The organism is Paenibacillus sp. FSL E2-8871 (assembly GCF_038000345.1).
GTDB lineage: Bacteria > Bacillota > Bacilli > Paenibacillales > Paenibacillaceae > Paenibacillus_AQ.
In genome coordinates this window covers 67,286-82,206 of the sequence record NZ_JBBOBV010000001.1, presented here as the reverse complement: position 1 = coordinate 82,206, position 14,921 = coordinate 67,286, and the positions used below count along the sequence as shown (strand labels likewise).

14 protein-coding genes and 1 riboswitch are annotated in these 14,921 nt (G+C 42.8%); of the genes, 4 read left to right on the top strand and 10 right to left on the bottom strand.

The window, feature by feature from the left end; translation table 11 throughout:
* Positions 1-7: 7 nt before the first annotated feature.
* Complete coding sequence (locus NYE25_RS00430) at positions 8-1,246, bottom strand: FprA family A-type flavoprotein (RefSeq protein ID WP_341144819.1); 1,239 nt, start codon at positions 1,244-1,246, stop codon at positions 8-10.
* A 269-nt stretch (positions 1,247-1,515) separates the two neighbouring features.
* Here NYE25_RS00430 and NYE25_RS00425 point away from each other — a divergent pair, with 269 nt between their 5' ends.
* Positions 1,516-2,532: a CapA family protein gene (locus NYE25_RS00425; protein ID WP_076130122.1), complete on the top strand. Its 1,017-nt coding sequence runs from the start codon at positions 1,516-1,518 to the stop codon at positions 2,530-2,532.
* Between the two features lie 78 nt (positions 2,533-2,610).
* On the opposite strand, the gene NYE25_RS00420 is transcribed toward NYE25_RS00425, so the two are convergent.
* Positions 2,611-3,774 carry an NADH-dependent flavin oxidoreductase gene (locus tag NYE25_RS00420; protein ID WP_305953471.1) on the bottom strand — a complete coding sequence of 388 codons (1,164 nt, stop codon included), beginning with the start codon at positions 3,772-3,774 and terminating at the stop codon, positions 2,611-2,613.
* 112 nt (positions 3,775-3,886) lie between these two features.
* Complete coding sequence (locus NYE25_RS00415; RefSeq protein WP_341144818.1) at positions 3,887-4,735, bottom strand: DUF6612 family protein; 849 nt, start codon at positions 4,733-4,735, stop codon at positions 3,887-3,889.
* Between the two features lie 117 nt (positions 4,736-4,852).
* A riboswitch (cyclic di-GMP riboswitch) is annotated at positions 4,853-4,944 on the bottom strand.
* Between the two features lie 203 nt (positions 4,945-5,147).
* Between NYE25_RS00415 and NYE25_RS00410 the strand changes: the two genes are divergently transcribed.
* Positions 5,148-5,666, top strand: coding sequence for an RNA polymerase sigma factor (locus NYE25_RS00410; RefSeq protein WP_341053688.1), 519 nt, complete (start codon positions 5,148-5,150; stop codon positions 5,664-5,666).
* A complete protein-coding gene (locus tag NYE25_RS00405) occupies positions 5,650-7,263 on the top strand; it encodes a DUF4179 domain-containing protein (protein ID WP_341144817.1) in 1,614 nt (537 codons plus the stop codon). The genes NYE25_RS00410 and NYE25_RS00405 overlap by 17 nt, the downstream gene beginning before the upstream one ends.
* A 153-nt stretch (positions 7,264-7,416) precedes the next feature.
* Here NYE25_RS00405 and NYE25_RS00400 read toward each other — a convergent pair whose 3' ends face one another.
* The 6 genes from NYE25_RS00400 to NYE25_RS00375 all read right to left on the bottom strand — a co-directional run bounded on the left by NYE25_RS00400 (position 7,417) and on the right by NYE25_RS00375 (position 13,024).
* Entirely contained in the window at positions 7,417-8,217 is an 801-nt protein-coding gene (locus tag NYE25_RS00400) for a Cof-type HAD-IIB family hydrolase (protein ID WP_042186870.1), read from the bottom strand.
* A 31-nt stretch (positions 8,218-8,248) separates the two neighbouring features.
* Positions 8,249-9,013 carry a pseudouridine synthase gene (locus NYE25_RS00395; protein WP_341144816.1) on the bottom strand — a complete coding sequence of 255 codons (765 nt, stop codon included), beginning with the start codon at positions 9,011-9,013 and terminating at the stop codon, positions 8,249-8,251.
* 2 nt (positions 9,014-9,015) lie between these two features.
* Entirely contained in the window at positions 9,016-10,542 is a 1,527-nt protein-coding gene (locus NYE25_RS00390) for an RsmB/NOP family class I SAM-dependent RNA methyltransferase (protein ID WP_341144815.1), read from the bottom strand.
* Positions 10,543-10,644: 102 nt separating this feature from the next.
* On the bottom strand, positions 10,645-11,097 hold the full coding sequence (locus tag NYE25_RS00385; RefSeq protein WP_042186863.1) for a DUF309 domain-containing protein: 453 nt from the start codon (positions 11,095-11,097) through the stop codon (positions 10,645-10,647).
* Positions 11,087-11,899 (bottom strand): GTP pyrophosphokinase, encoded by an 813-nt coding sequence (locus NYE25_RS00380; protein WP_042126350.1) that lies wholly within the window; start codon positions 11,897-11,899, stop codon positions 11,087-11,089. Before NYE25_RS00380 ends, NYE25_RS00385 begins: the two co-directional genes overlap by 11 nt.
* Positions 11,900-11,929: 30 nt before the next feature.
* The gene (locus NYE25_RS00375; protein WP_341053684.1) at positions 11,930-13,024 is read right to left on the bottom strand and encodes a quinone-dependent dihydroorotate dehydrogenase; all 1,095 of its coding nucleotides are present in this window, start codon (positions 13,022-13,024) and stop codon (positions 11,930-11,932) included.
* Positions 13,025-13,235: 211 nt separating this feature from the next.
* On the opposite strand from NYE25_RS00375, the gene NYE25_RS00370 reads away from it, so the two are divergent.
* Positions 13,236-13,373, top strand: coding sequence for a hypothetical protein (locus NYE25_RS00370; protein WP_167348489.1), 138 nt, complete (start codon positions 13,236-13,238; stop codon positions 13,371-13,373).
* Here the strand turns inward: NYE25_RS00370 and NYE25_RS00365 are convergent.
* A complete protein-coding gene (locus NYE25_RS00365; RefSeq protein WP_341144814.1) occupies positions 13,370-14,803 on the bottom strand; it encodes a L,D-transpeptidase family protein in 1,434 nt (477 codons plus the stop codon). The genes NYE25_RS00370 and NYE25_RS00365 overlap by 4 nt on opposite strands.
* Positions 14,804-14,921 lie beyond the last annotated feature (118 nt).

The following is a 14,921-nucleotide window of genomic DNA, read 5'->3' as shown; positions in this document are numbered from 1 at the left end:
CTCCTCCCTAAAATGAACTCAGCAGCAAATCCGAAACAAATTCAGCCGCGTTTTTAATTTTTTGAACTTTCTCAGGCTCTTTCGGGGAAAATCTGATTCGTACAGGGAACTCTACATGTGTCATCCCCGTGGATTTAATAACCTCAGATGTGCTTTGCACCGTCATATTTGTTCCATTCAGATAATCCTGAATGACTTCAATGGCTTCACCACTCCAGCCGTAGGAGCCAAAGGCTGCAGCAAGTTTACCTTCCAGATTCATATTGTGCAATTCTTTCAGAATGTTCTCCAGGTTCCCAATCATGTCCGCGTATTTAGTGGAGCTGCCAATAAAGACCGCGTCAGCTGACGTTATACTGTTCAGAATATCGGTGGCACTACTTTTATCTGCATCCCAGACCTCTGTCTCTATATTATTTTCCTGCAAGCAATCCTGTAAGATTTTGGCCATCTTCTTGGTACTGTTTTTGATGGTGGTATATACGATCGTTGCCTTTTTTCCTTGCGTCGTTTCACGGCTCAACGTGGCGTACATCCCGATATATTTACGTATGTCCTTCCGAATCACAAACCCATGGGAAGGAGCGATTATCCGGATCTCAAGATCCTTAACCGCCTCTAACAGTGTTCTTACATATCTTCTATGAGGATGTATAATAGCTGCGTAATAGCCCTGGAAATCTTCCGTAATATCAAACCCGGCTTCATCGCTGAATAGATTTTCCACCGCAACATGCGTGCTGAAAATATCACAAGGAAATAAAATTTGATCTTCGATACAATAGGTTATCATCGTTTCAGCGGTATGGAGATACGGTGTTTCTTTAAACAGCAGCGTTTTCCCGCCAATATCCAGCTTATCTCCGTCTTTAACCACCAGGAAGTTCCAGCTATGAAGCTTGTACATTTCCTGCAATTCGGGAACAGCAATCTCGGTGCATACGATCGTGGCATTTGCAGCCTTGGCGGCGAGTGCTGCCAGTCCACCAGAGTGATCAGGCTCTGTATGATTAATTACAATGTAATGGATATCTAGAAGATCAATCATTTCACCCAGACACTCGGCATATTCACGTCCGAATTCCATATCTACGGTATCAATGACAGTCGGCTTACCTGTTTTTAATAAATAAGAATTATAGGTAGTTCCTTTTGCCAGAATCAGGCGGTGAAATGGAACCTGGCGGTTATCGATTTTACCTATCCAGTAAGTATCCTCGGCGATTTTTTTGAATTGTGTACTCATTTCTTTAACCTCCAATGATTGATTGATAATGTTTATCAACAACCTTATTTTATTATGGCTGCCAAACAAAAAAGAGGATTTGAATCAAATTATAAAAGTTTGAAAAAAATGAATACCTTAAATTTAGACGATCTAAATAAAATGATTATGCGTTGAGTCACATTTTAAATAAAAACCCACACAAATGTTTGCACTTCGCCTTAAAGAAAGAATAACCCATAACAACTTTATGCCATATCCTAATGAAAATAATAAAAAGGTGGATATCCATGACTGAAATACAAATAGCTGCTGTGGGAGATCTAATGGTCAAACGTTATATTATTTCGGATGCTAAACAGCCTGACGGAACCTATTCGTTCAGCCCCCTGTTTGCAAAAGTAGCTCCTTATCTGAAACAGGCTGATTTGACGATTGGCAATCTCGAAACCACCTTTGCTGGAAGTGGCCCCGAATGCCGGAAAAGTCCCCGATCAGGCGGTCCGATATTCAAATGTCCAGACGAACTGGCCCCTGCACTTAAGGAAGCCGGATTCGACGTATTAGTAACGGCCAACAATCATTGCATGGATTATGGTGCCCCGGGTCTGGTTCGGACGTTACGAGTTCTGGACCGTAATGGAATCGACCACACGGGAACAGCTAAATCATTAGAAGAATCCAAGAGAACGCTTATTAAAAACGTCAAAGGAATTACGATTGGCATCCTCTCCTACACAGCAGGAACCAACCGAATTCCTGTACCAGTGAGTAAGCCATGGCTGGTTAACCGGATATCTACGCCCAAGATCATTCGGGAGATTCGAGATTTAAAAAAGAAAGTCGATCTAGTCTTGCTTTATCTGCATTTCGGAAGCGAATATCGTTACACTCCAAACAAGAGGCAAAAAGAGCTGGTCAATCTCTTCTTTAAAAATGGCGCCGACATCATACTGGGGTCTCACCCACATGTTCTTCAACCGTTAGCGCTTCGTGGAAAAAAACAATTCGTTATTTACTCATTGGGGAATTTTGTTTCGACTAAACTAATGAATATTCCTTATACACAAAGCGGTATCATTCTTACGCTTAAAATAAAGAAGGATGAAAAAGGACACACGAGTATAACTAACGTAGGTTACATCCCGACTTGTGTAGATCGAAGAATAAAAAGCGGCAGGAAAATTACAGAGATCATCCCCATCCGCGACGCATTAAAGAGAAGCGACACCGACATAAAAACAGAACGGCGAAATCTCATGAATCGAATGTTGAAACATACGACAACAATCTTAAAGAGGGAATAGAGTCGTTACAGAAAAATAACGTTCCGCGGAATTTACCGCGGAACGTTATAGATTTAGACCTCAAAACTGTGTTTGGGTTTAGCGTAAACGATCAGGCATCATTAATTTAAGGAATTCTAGAATACCATTCTCTACTACAAGTTCTTCTCTATCTTGATCAGCAAGTACTCTTCTGATGAGATCTTCTTTACCCTCCAGTACTTTACTTGTCCAATGAGGATCAATGATAAGAGACCGTCCTACTGCTACTAATTCAGCATTTGTCAACGTGTCCTCTGCGTCCTGTTTGGTACGGATATCTCCTACCCCAATTAAAGGTATACGGCCATTGATTTTCTCATGCACATATTGCAGGATTGATTTTTCTTTAAAATCTTCTGATGCAGATACTTTCTTGAAGTCCCCTAATGAAATATGCAGATAATCCAGCCTTTTATCAGCTAATTTATCAATGAGATAAAAGGTATCGGTGATTTTAATTCCAGGCTCTTCATATTCTTCTGGAGAAAAACGATACCCGACAATAAAATCCTTAATCTTTGAATTGTCAACGACAGCAATAACTGCATCCACTAATTGGTTAATGAAATTAAATCTTTTCTCTAAGCTTCCGCCCCATTGATCTTCACGACGGTTGGAGTGTGGAGAGAAGAATTGTTGGATTAAATATGTGTTTGCTCCATGAATTTCTACCCCGTCAAATCCAGCTTGAATAGCACGTTGAGTCGCTTTTTTAAAATCCTCGATCACACCGAAAATTTCATCTTCTGTTAATGCTCTTGGAATTTCTGCATTCGGACGTTCGGCAGCAATGGCGCTGGAGGAAACGGGTTGTACGCCACGCAATATTTTTGAATCTGTCATTCTTCCTGCATGGAATAGCTGTAAAATAGCTTTTGTTCCATTTCGTTTAATAGTAGATGCTAATCGGCTAAGGCTAGGAATAAATTCATCGGAGGAAACACTAAGTTCACCTTCCCATCCTTTTCCACCCTCTTGTACATTTGCTGCCGCAGTGATGACCGCACCTACTTCGCCCGTTCTTAGCGAATAGTATTTCAATTCATCTTGTGTTACTACACCGTCATAAAAGCTCATTCGTGTGGTCATTGGAGCCATAACCACTCGGTTTTTTAATGTCAGCCCTCTGCGAAAAGTTAATGCTGTGTCTAGTGCTATCATCTTTTTCCCAACTTTCATTAAATTATATTTAGATAAATTATTATATACATGCGCATACATATAAATTACAGCAATGATTTATTCTTGTCAACTAATAAAGAACTGCTGTTGGATACAACAAAAAGCGCTGTTCCGCTGAACAGCGCTTTTCGCTCGTTATGAATCGTCCTTATTATTCTAGTTCGGCCGGTTTTACAATGGCTGCACCTTTATTATTTTTGGAATATTTAGCTTCGATTTTCGTGGTGTATGTATCTTTGGCTCCATCACTTACCAGCACATAACTCAGATCGACTGTCAGCTTTTCCGTTTGCCAGGTCTTAGTATTGACGAATAATTTCCACGTTACACTTTTGGGTTGAACTGTCTCTCCATCCCAGAGGTTCTCCTGGTCATAGAGTTTGATTATCCCCTTAGCTGCTGTCGGATCGGTTACCGTGAATTGTAAGACTGTTTGTGCGCCAGCAGTGCTGACTTTCATGGATTTTTTATAACTTTTGACCGAATCAAGCATGAAAACAGGATCGTATTGGCCTTTAGAGTAAAAGGCATCCCATTCCGTTTTCTCCAGTCCAAGCCAATATTGTGCATCAGGATCGATTGGCTCCCCGTCATCGTCGTAACCTTCATCTTCAGATTCATCGATCAGTTCACTTCCGTCTACAAGATAGTAAAACTCCTTGTCATTGGCATATAGACTGTACGATGTTTCTAAAAGACTACTAGCGACAGTGCCTGCTGCGGCAAAATTCGGCAGACGGTTGATATCCAGCTTCAGAGTGTTGGTGTTGCTGATACGCACCCCGCCGCTTTGAATATCCTGTTTTTTGGTCACATCCAGATGGAAATTCTTTATTGCTTTGGAGGCTGCCGTTACTTTGCTGATCATCTGATCCGCGGTTACTACTGTTGAGGTAGCTGCTGACACTACTCCTGGATTAGACATCCATCCGATCGTTCCGGACAGCAATAAAGCACCTACTGCCAAACTAGTACCTATTGTTTTGAAAAAACTGTTCATGTACTTCCCCTTTCGGCCCCTTGCGATAATGTAACGCCGTATAGGTCGAAATAATAAAAGAGCTCAAAATAGACTACATATTCTTAGAGCTATCCTTTATGCTTCATAAGACATCCCTATGGCGGCCTGGCGATCATTTCCTTCTGTCGAAAGGCTTTAGACCCATGGCTTTGTGTCATCATCTTTCGATGATTTTACCTTTAACGCGGACATTCAATTAGTTTTAATAGATTACGGACGCATGTCCCACCGCTAATTTTATCATGGTTATAATTACCTGTAAACGACTTATCTTCCATTCGAATTCGCTATGATACTCAGAAGAAATACTACAATCAAAATGAAAAATGAACGATTACATACGCTTATAAGTCTTATTAATGAGAACAGCAAAGACAGGGGGTGCAGCAAAATGAGTGACCGGGAAATTTTCGAGCTCTATAAAGAACAAGTATATTATTTTTGTTACTACTTAATGAAAAATCAGGCAGATGCGGAGGATATTTCCCAAGAGGTATTTGTAAAAGTTATCTTAGCGGATAAGTCGAAGGTAAGAAACTTGAAAGCTTGGATTTTACGAATTGCTTCGAATGAGTGCAACAGTGTGATCAAAAGGCGTAAGACGGGGTGGATGAAAGAAGTACGTAATTATTTACTATCCAGGTCTGAGGAATCAAACCCTGTAGAAAAACGTTTGGATCGACAGGAAACTAAAAAAGAATTACAAGGGTTATACAGTCAGCTTTCCGACAAAATCAGAATGGTAGTAGTCCTTCGTTTTATAAACGAATTGACTGTACCCGAGATCTCTAAAGTTATGAGCATACCCGAAGGAACTGTAAAATCCAGACTGAACAAGGGACTTAAAATACTAAATAGAATGGGTGGAACCCAACTAAAGGAGCTGAATAGTAATGAGTCTCTATATTGAAAAAGATAAACATATTCCCCGACCGGATTATGATTTGATGTGGACTGCCATAGAACAAGAGGCATATACACGTCAAAGAAATCTGCATTCCTCCCAGAATACTCCTAGGTCTAATAAAAAGGTTATTCCTATCAGTATTGTCTTCTCTTGCCTCTTACTTGTAGCCATTCCTGTATTCGCTAGTATGACGATTAATTGGGATAAAATTGGTGGTCGAAGTGTGAGCAATGCATTAAATAATGGCATCGGTCAACAGTATAATCTTCAAGCTTCCAGTTCAGGAGTAACAATGAATTTGAACGGTGTTGTAACTGACGGAGAAAAAATGAAAATGCTGTTATCACTTGATACTAAATCTGATCTATCCCAATATACTGGATTTGCTACAGAAGAAAACACTATGACTAGTGAATCCGGTGCCAAGGCAAAGGTATACGGTTATTTAGAATACGATCCTGAAAGCCAGAAACTCATTGGAGTATATGAGACACCTGATACATTAAAGGATGATAAAAAGGACTACAGGTTTGAAGCACGGAATCTCATTTTTTACAGTGATCGGAATATTCCCTTACAATCTAATCATAAAGCAGGAGATACAATTGATACGGGAGTTAAGCAATACCCAAGCATTCAAATCGAATCCGTTCGACAAGTTTCCAATCAAACCATTATCCGTTACAAAGTCGCTGCATCACCAGCTGACTTAGGACGGGGTAACCCACATTTGGTAGTTAGTACTGCTGGTCAAGAGAATGAGGCAATTCCAACCATCATGCCTAACGAAGGATCGGATTTATTTATTGAACAGGTTTTCAATATAACTGAATCAGATTGGAAGGAAGCTAGTCTTCATTTTAGTTACATTGAAGAAGCGAAACGAATTTCAGGTACGTGGAAGTTCGATTTTAAAGCAGATGGACAAAAAGCAAGTGAAGCGATTTACACTAAGAAACTGTATAACAGTCCTGAATTTCAAGAAAAGACCGGTATAACCTTAGATCAGCTAGTGGTTACCCCTTTGGATATCCAAATTCTAATAGATGAAAATGATTCGCTTAAAAAAGGAATTGTCCACTATAATACCGCTCAGTTGGTTATAGGTGATAAAACAATCACTGGGGGTTGGAATTTGAAAGGAGATCATTCCGAAAGCTACCAGCATTTATTTCAATTCGAATCTCCGGAATGGTATAACGACTGGTCCGATGTTCCAATGAAACTTATATTAAAGGATGCTGTCATTGAGAAACGTGATACCAGCAAGAATTGGATCACAATAAACAAACCTAAAGAAGAAAAACAGTTCACTTCACTTGATGTCGATGGATTAGAAATTGAATTCACGTACTATACTGAAGGCGAAAATTTGATTGTTGAATCATCATCCAAATCTCCTCACTTCAAAAGCGTTAACCAAACTACGTTACGGATTTATGGCAAAGAAGTGGTGCCTGAAATTACACCTAAGGGCATGATATCTACAGGAACTAATATTGATAGCTACAAAGATATTCCTTTCGACGAAAAAATTGAACTGAACCCTGGTATCTATAAATATAGAGATCCTAGCCGGAACGAGGAAATTAAACTTTAATACAGGAAGTTAATCTATTGTCCCGCCCTTTCTAGTTAATCCTAAGGGCGGGTTATTTTTGGATAGAATCAATTCTGTTATGTATCTCTTTTATTTCCTTCATAACAAAAAAAAGCATAGAACGGACTCAAGTCCGCTTTATGCTTTCCATTATTAGGATAAACAATATTTAACCAGCGCATCACGCACACCATGCTCGTTGTTCGAACCCGTAACAGCATTCGCTGCCGCTTTTACCTCTACAGGAGAATTATCCATCGCCACGCCCATCCCCGCATAGGTAAGCATTGAAATATCATTAAAATAATTACCGATTGAGAGGACTTCTTCTTGCGGAATTCCCAGCTTCACAGCGAGATTTCTTAATGCGTTGCCCTTAGAAGATTCGGGATGCATCAAATCAACGAAAAATTCACCACTTCGCAAAATATTGTACTCAGGAGCCCAAGTACGCCATTCACGTTCAGCTTCGTCAAGGATTTCTGGCTGTGTAAATACAGTAAACTTAACAACCGGTTCACGGAAATCTTCCCAGGCTGGTAGCGTCGCTGGCACAATACGGAAGTGCTCATACATATAATTAGCTTCTTTAGTCAGATTCTCTACATTATCAACATACATATCAAAAGCAGTATTCACATCATAATGAATATTGTGCTTACGGCAATAGTCAATATAGGGGTCAAGACCACGTGCATCCATACCATATTGGTGCAGCACTTCTCGATCTTCCACTCGTACCGTCGCTGCTCCATTGTGACCAAGCACGTAACCAGTCAGCCCCATTTCCTCCATGAAAGGAATCGAGTTCTGTGGACTGCGTCCCGTACACAATACGATTTGACCGCCAAGACGTGTAACCTCAGCAATAGCTTCCTTATTCTCAGAGCTTAAGTGGTGATCATCATTTAATAGCGTACCGTCCACATCTAGTGCAATCAGTTTGTATCTCATACTCCACCATCCTTGTCTTTCTTTTTCTATATTATCCTTGAGATGATTCTGCGCCTAAGAGTGCCAGTTCCTCTAACGTCAGTTCCCGACAAGCTCCAAGCGGCAGACTTTCATCCAGCTTCAATTCTCCCATAGATACACGTTTCAGAAAAGTGACTTTTTTGCCAACCGCCTGAAACATACGCTTCACCTGATGAAATTTCCCCTCAGTGATGATAAGTGAAATATGAGAAATCACTTTGCTGCCGCGCTCTCTTCCAAGAATGGTTAAGTGTGCAGGTAAAGTAACGTAGCCATCTTCCAGCTCCACCCCTGCTGCAAAAGCCGCGACATCATCCGCGTCTACATCGCCCTCGATGGTTGCCTCATACGTTTTCGGGACATGCTTACGTGGCGACAGCAATTCATGGGCAAGCTTCCCATCATTAGTGAGCAGCAGCAGTCCCACAGTATCCTTATCTAGCCTTCCTACAGGAAACGGTTCAAACTGTGCATATTCGTGCTTTAAAAGATCCAAAACCGTCCGATCCCGCTTGTCCTCCGTAGCTGACAGGACACCCGGGGGTTTGTTCATCATAAGATATATGAATTCACGGTAGGTAACAACCTCTCCCCCTACCTCTATTTTATCGGCATAAGGATCCACATGGTACCCACTATCTTTTACCACTGTCCCGTTCACCAATATTAAGCCTTGTTTAGCTTGTTTACGGATATCACTGCGCGACCCCACTCCAATATGGGACAACACTTTATCTAATCGTTGTTTTTTGGCGGGCTTACCTGATTGGCTCATTGTTACATCCACCTCCAGCCTGCGGGATATTCGTTCTTGAGTATGCCATCCTGCCACTTACCCCAGCCTGCGCTGTAGCCATCAATGCAGACCAGAACGTATCCCTTTTGGGCACTTCCTATTCTAATAGAGAGACGTTCTTGAGAAATCGACAACGTCTCTCCTTTAAGATAGGAAATAGCTTCATGATTCGTACTGGAGAGTGAGACACTTCGGCAGCTTTCTTCCGGATGCAAAGCTGTAGCCATTGGATGCCCTGGAATAAATCTTCCGTTACGGATTTGTCCTACATACCATCCCGGACGAATCGTCTTTAATCCATTTAGTCTTTCCTTAGGAAGTGGAGAAATGTACAGATGGTCACCGAACAGAACCGGATATCCTTGCGGTTCCCACCCAAGCTGATCTCGCACAAAATTTCCATACGCAGTCAAAGCTTGCTCGTCACCTGAAACTTGCCGACCACGGTCACCACCACCAGTAGGTTTGTGAGAGGGTTTCCCTTCTTTCCCCCGTCTTCCTTCTGATTTATTGGATGATTTAACGTGTGCTGCACTTTTTGGAGTAGTAGTTCTTGCTCTTGCAGATTCGTTTAACTTGACCTCTAAGTGATCACGTTCCTCCATTGAGCGCTTAGTTCCCCCATGTTGCAATACAGCCATGAAATGTCCTTCGCCTTTCACCTTATGCGGCCACAGTCTTGCTGTACCTGAGAGTTCTCCGAAGCCAGGAGCGAATGAGCCTGTACCTCCTACCGCTACCACTGAGAACTGTGGATGTTCAGAAATAAACTCCGCTATAATTCCCTCATTTTCTTCTGTAGCAAAGGTACAGGTGGAATAGACAAGTGTACCTCCCGGTGCCAATGCTGTTGCAGCAGAACGTAAAATATCCCGCTGCATGGAAGCATATTTGGCAGGTGTACCTGAATCCCACTGCTTCACCATGTCTTCATCTTTACGGAACATCCCTTCACCAGAGCAGGGAGCATCAATCAAGATCTTGTCAAAAAAAAGCGGGAATGCAGCCGCGATATGATCTGGACTTTCGTTCAAAACAATACCATTACGAACCCCATACAGCTCCAGATTTTTAGCTAGAGCTTTAGTCCGTTCTGGATGAAGATCATTACTAACCAGCAATCCTTCTCCTAACAGCTTGGCTGAAATCTGCGTAGATTTCCCCCCAGGGGCGGCACATAAATCAAGTACACGATCACCTGGTTCAATATTAAGTAATTCCACAGGTGCCATCGCACTCGGCTCTTGAATGTAATACAAACCTGCGTGGTAGTGAGGATGTTTACCAGGTCTAGCCCCATTCTCTGTATAAAATCCTGTCGGACACCAAGGAATGGGTTCGAGTCCTAAAGTAGAAAGAGCCTTTAAGCTCTCCACGGAAATCTTCAAGGTGTTAACACGGACGCCTCCGTATGGGGTTTCCTTATAAGAATCCGCAAATTGATTATAATCTGTTCCCAGCATGTCCATCATACGCTCGCTGAAAGAACTGGGCAATTGTGCCGCCATGATAACGTCCTCCTGATAGTATTGCAAAAATTTAGGTGTTTAAAGATTCAAGGAACACCCCTACGGGTGTCCCTTATACAATACTCATATATAGAGGATCTTTTACTTACGATGAAAGGATGTCGGTCTCTGAGGACCACGTCGTTGAGGGTTATTCGGTGTGATAGCTACAGCTGCATTCTCCACTTGGTCCGCTAGACTCGGATCAACAATCTCTATGGTCAGATCGTAATAAGAAAATGGCCGCTCATCATATGATGCTAAGCGCCGAACATAATCTTTCACTTCCTCCACGAGTTTCGCCAGATTAATGCCGAGTGTCGCTGCTGGATATTCTTCCAGTTTGGCAGAAGCACCACTCAGCATAATAGCTGCACCGCGCACATTCTGATTGCGAAAATGGTATAACCCTACCGCTACTTGGAGAAGTGCTTTGTACAAAGGATCTCGTTCCTGGGCAAGCCACAGTTCTTCGAGTACCTCGTGACATTCGAAATAATCCCTGTCACGATTAAAGTACACTAGGTATTCCAAGTACAATGGTTCATAAGCCATCCGGCAAACTATCCTTTTTAGCTGCGGAAAGAAGTCCCCGCACATGATCTAGAAGTTCCTTCATCGCTTCCATATCCTGAACCTGCCATATTTCGTTAAAGCGAGCCTGTGTATCTATAGCCTCATTCACCAAGTGATAGAAATACAATTGATGAATGGCCTTGAGAATCTGAGTGGTCATATTCGAGTTTTCCTCGAATGTCTTCTGTGCTTCCAGAATCTCTTCCCGAATACTGGACATTTCACTGTCGAGGATCGATGCTGCTTCAGCTGCCGTCTTTAGTCGAACACGCATTTCATCGGGTAGACTCTCCCGATATTTATAGTTCAGGGAATGCTCTATGGTAGCCCAGAAATTCATAGCTAGCGTACGAATTTGGATCTCCGCGAGCACAATTTTCTGGCCAAGCGCTGTTTGCACAGGATATTTAATAATCATATGGAAGCTGCGGTAGCCGCTCTCTTTATAATTAGTGATGTAATCCTTCTCATAGAGTACTTCAAGATCCTTACGGGCCCGGATATATTCGGCCACTCTGCGGATATCCTCCACGAATTGGCACATGATCCGAATTCCTGCAATGTCTTCAATCCCCGTCTCCAGATCTTCCATCTTCACATTCAGCCGTTTAGCCTTTTCCAGAATGCTTGACAGCCGCTTTACACGCCCCGTTACGAATTCTATCGGCGTGTATTCCTCTCTTTTCTTCAACTCCGAACGCATTGTTTTGAATTTAACTTTCAATTCTTCCACAGTCTGTTCATATGGAAGCAAAAAAGTTCCCCAGTCCCTGCCGTCCATCGCCTTCGTCCTCCTGTCCTTTCGTCTCCTTCAGTGATGATCAGCGCCCACTGCTTCAGAGATATGACTGAATCCATCCCGCCGTAATAGCTGCCGTAATCCGGCATGCAATTTGCGGTTAACCTCCGGTCCTTCGTAGATGAGAGCTGTATAAATTTCGACCAGACTCGCACCTGCTCTTATCTTGTCATACGCATCCTGACTGGTGAAAATGCCGCCTGATCCTATGATCGGCATCTTGCCTTCCGTCTGGCGATAAATACTGCGAATGATCTCCGTTGAGCGGTCCCGCAGCGGTTTGCCGCTTAAGCCCCCCGTCTCATTAGCCTTTTCATGACTAAGTCCATCACGGTTCAATGTAGTATTCGTAGCAATAATACCATCCATACCAGCTTCTGTCAGTGTCTGAACCATATACTCCAGCTCTTCATCACTTACATCTGGTGCTATCTTAACCAACAAGCTTTTGGTAATCCCGGTCGCTTTACGCTGAATCTCCATTTCTTCCTTCACTTGAGCCAGCAGGAACGATAATTCACTGCCATGCTGGAGATTGCGAAGACCAGGTGTATTCGGCGAGCTGATATTGACCACAAAAAAATCACCGTACGGATAAAGCGTACGGATGCACTGACGATAGTCCTCATGAGCCGCTTCATTACTAGTTATCTTATTCCGGCCAATATTAACTGCTATAGGAATTCTCCGATTCTTTAATTTCTTCAGACGCTGTGCCATAGCATCAGCCCCTTCATTATTGAAGCCCATTCGATTAATCAGCGCTTCATCCGAAGGAAGACGGAACAAACGAGGGCTATCATTACCCGGTTGACCCTTAGGAGTAACCGTGCCCACTTCCATAAATCCAAACCCGATCGAAGAGAATCCGACTACCGCATCGGCATTTTTATCTAAACCTGCAGCAAGTCCAACTGGCGTCGGGAAATGCGTGCCAAACAGATCAACCGCTAAATCCGCCGTTTCAGGAACTCCGTACATTAAACGTAGCGCCGCGCTTCCACCTGGCACTGATGACGATTTATCCAATCCACCTATGACGAGATGGTGAGCCTTCTCGGGATCAATCTTGAAAAAAATTGGTTTACCAAAATTACGATACAACACCGTTCTCGCTCCTTAAGGGGTACTTCACTAATCCACGTGTCTACCCGTTTCTGTAGGTTTCTTCTTAATTTTAGCCTTTTCTTGAACAAAAGAAAAGTATTTTACAGTGCGAGTATATTGAGTACATAACGCAGAGTATAGTAATTTTGTTGTAAACGCATTACAATATAGGTGTAATCAGCGATTAAGAGAGAAAGAAGGTATGCCCAGTATGTCTACTAAACGTAAACCACCAACTTTGCAGCAAAAGAAAGAAGAAGTTAACCGTAAAGCGCTAATGTGGATTGGCGTCAGTTTAACTTTACTAATTCTTCTAATCATCGTTCTGTTTATCGTTGCAGGAAACTAATTCAGCCAGTGGTATACTTTGTGGGGGTTGGTCTGATCATGCTTAGCAGTAGAGCTGAAGCGTTTAGCCGGCACAAGCTGCTTTTCAGGCAGAACCCCTTTACTAATCACTACTGTTGTACCTTTAGGAATCAGCGCGAAGAGTTCCTCCACATCTTCTCGGCCCATTCGAATACATCCAAGGGATTCATCCTTACCAACACTGTCAGGCTCATTCGTACCATGAATAGCATAATTACTGTCCGAAAGTTGAAGCCCTCTGCTGCCGAAATCCCCATCATCTCGACCATTTGGATTGACGACTTTATCTGTAATCACGAAATTCCCCTCTGGTGTCTTATCTCCGCCAAGTCCTACCGCATAATTTCGTAGAATAATAGAACCGCTGACTACCGCCAACCGGTGATTTTGTTTATCCACAACGACCCTCAACGGCTGATCAAAAAAAGGAACGTCACTCGCAACACTTCCACTCACACTTAATGCTGTCGGTATAGTCCTCACACCATCGTTAGATGAGCTTGAAGGCTCCGCTATGTCTTCTGTTCCCGGTGCCATCTTGTTCTTAGCCACCGCTTTAAGAGGGCTGAATTCCCGCTTCATGACGGTGGTCGTCCCACCTATCCAGTTCTCAGGAAAAGATCGTGTCAAATCCGCTAATGTATCTGGAAGCTTTCCTTTAGCATCTTGATAAGCCCGAATAGCACTCCATAGTGTGGCAAGCTCCTCTTGGTCACCCTGCCATTCTGCTCCATCCTTGGCGAGTTGCCCTTGCTCTGGCGGCTCACATGCACATACCTTAGGATCGTAAGACTGATATACCATCCGTCCCTTTCCATTCTTTTGCAGTGTGAAATTTAGCGGAAGCTTTTCTTTCCAGAGCAGCCATTTTCCCTCTCGCTCCATCCCTAACGCAGCAGCTTCAAAAGGTTCTTTACGCATTTGCATTTTCGCCATTAACTTTCCTTGCGAAGCCTCAGTTGCATTTTCTTGCGCTGTATACATCACTTTTTTCGCCTCAATAACTGACTCTTGGACGGAGACTTTTGGATCTGGTAGATCTTTGACTTCTGGAGCTGCCGTGTCTTGAAGGACTTCTTGTTCTTCAGTAACACCAATACCCGGAGCCACTGCTGAAGGTACCATTAACAGTATAAGAAGCATTAGCACCAGTGATATGTATCTCAATCTTTGTTGGCCACGCTCACGCTGGCGACTCGCTTGTAGCAATCCATCTTCGTATTCGCGCAGCATTTCAGCAGGTACCTTACTATGCTCGAAAGCCTCATACACTTCACCAGCCTGATTGAAGCAATAATTAGCTTTTCCATGTTGACCGTTCTTATAGTATTCCTTCCCCAGCAAGTACCATGCCATTTTGTTATCTGGGTGCATCTGTACATATGCTTTGAGGTGCTGTGAGTTCTTCATCGGAACCTCCGAGAGTTTATAATTCCTACTTTATTAATATCGGTCAGACACAGCAAAAAAGACATCCCTAGCCGAACAAAATGTTCGCAGAAGATGTCTTTATCTGGTGTCGCACGTT

Coding starts and splice junctions, on each gene's coding strand:
- NYE25_RS00430 (WP_341144819.1), bottom strand. CDS start 1,246: ATGAGTACACAATTCAAAAAAATCGCCGAGGATACTTACTGGATAGGT.
- NYE25_RS00425 (WP_076130122.1), top strand. CDS start 1,516: ATGACTGAAATACAAATAGCTGCTGTGGGAGATCTAATGGTCAAACGT.
- NYE25_RS00420 (WP_305953471.1), bottom strand. CDS start 3,774: ATGTATGCGCATGTATATAATAATTTATCTAAATATAATTTAATGAAA.
- NYE25_RS00415 (WP_341144818.1), bottom strand. CDS start 4,735: ATGAACAGTTTTTTCAAAACAATAGGTACTAGTTTGGCAGTAGGTGCT.
- NYE25_RS00410 (WP_341053688.1), top strand. CDS start 5,148: ATGAGTGACCGGGAAATTTTCGAGCTCTATAAAGAACAAGTATATTAT.
- NYE25_RS00405 (WP_341144817.1), top strand. CDS start 5,650: ATGAGTCTCTATATTGAAAAAGATAAACATATTCCCCGACCGGATTAT.
- NYE25_RS00400 (WP_042186870.1), bottom strand. CDS start 8,217: ATGAGATACAAACTGATTGCACTAGATGTGGACGGTACGCTATTAAAT.
- NYE25_RS00395 (WP_341144816.1), bottom strand. CDS start 9,013: ATGAGCCAATCAGGTAAGCCCGCCAAAAAACAACGATTAGATAAAGTG.
- NYE25_RS00390 (WP_341144815.1), bottom strand. CDS start 10,542: ATGGCGGCACAATTGCCCAGTTCTTTCAGCGAGCGTATGATGGACATG.
- NYE25_RS00385 (WP_042186863.1), bottom strand. CDS start 11,097: ATGGCTTATGAACCATTGTACTTGGAATACCTAGTGTACTTTAATCGT.
- NYE25_RS00380 (WP_042126350.1), bottom strand. CDS start 11,899: ATGGACGGCAGGGACTGGGGAACTTTTTTGCTTCCATATGAACAGACT.
- NYE25_RS00370 (WP_167348489.1), top strand. CDS start 13,236: ATGTCTACTAAACGTAAACCACCAACTTTGCAGCAAAAGAAAGAAGAA.
- NYE25_RS00365 (WP_341144814.1), bottom strand. CDS start 14,803: ATGAAGAACTCACAGCACCTCAAAGCATATGTACAGATGCACCCAGAT.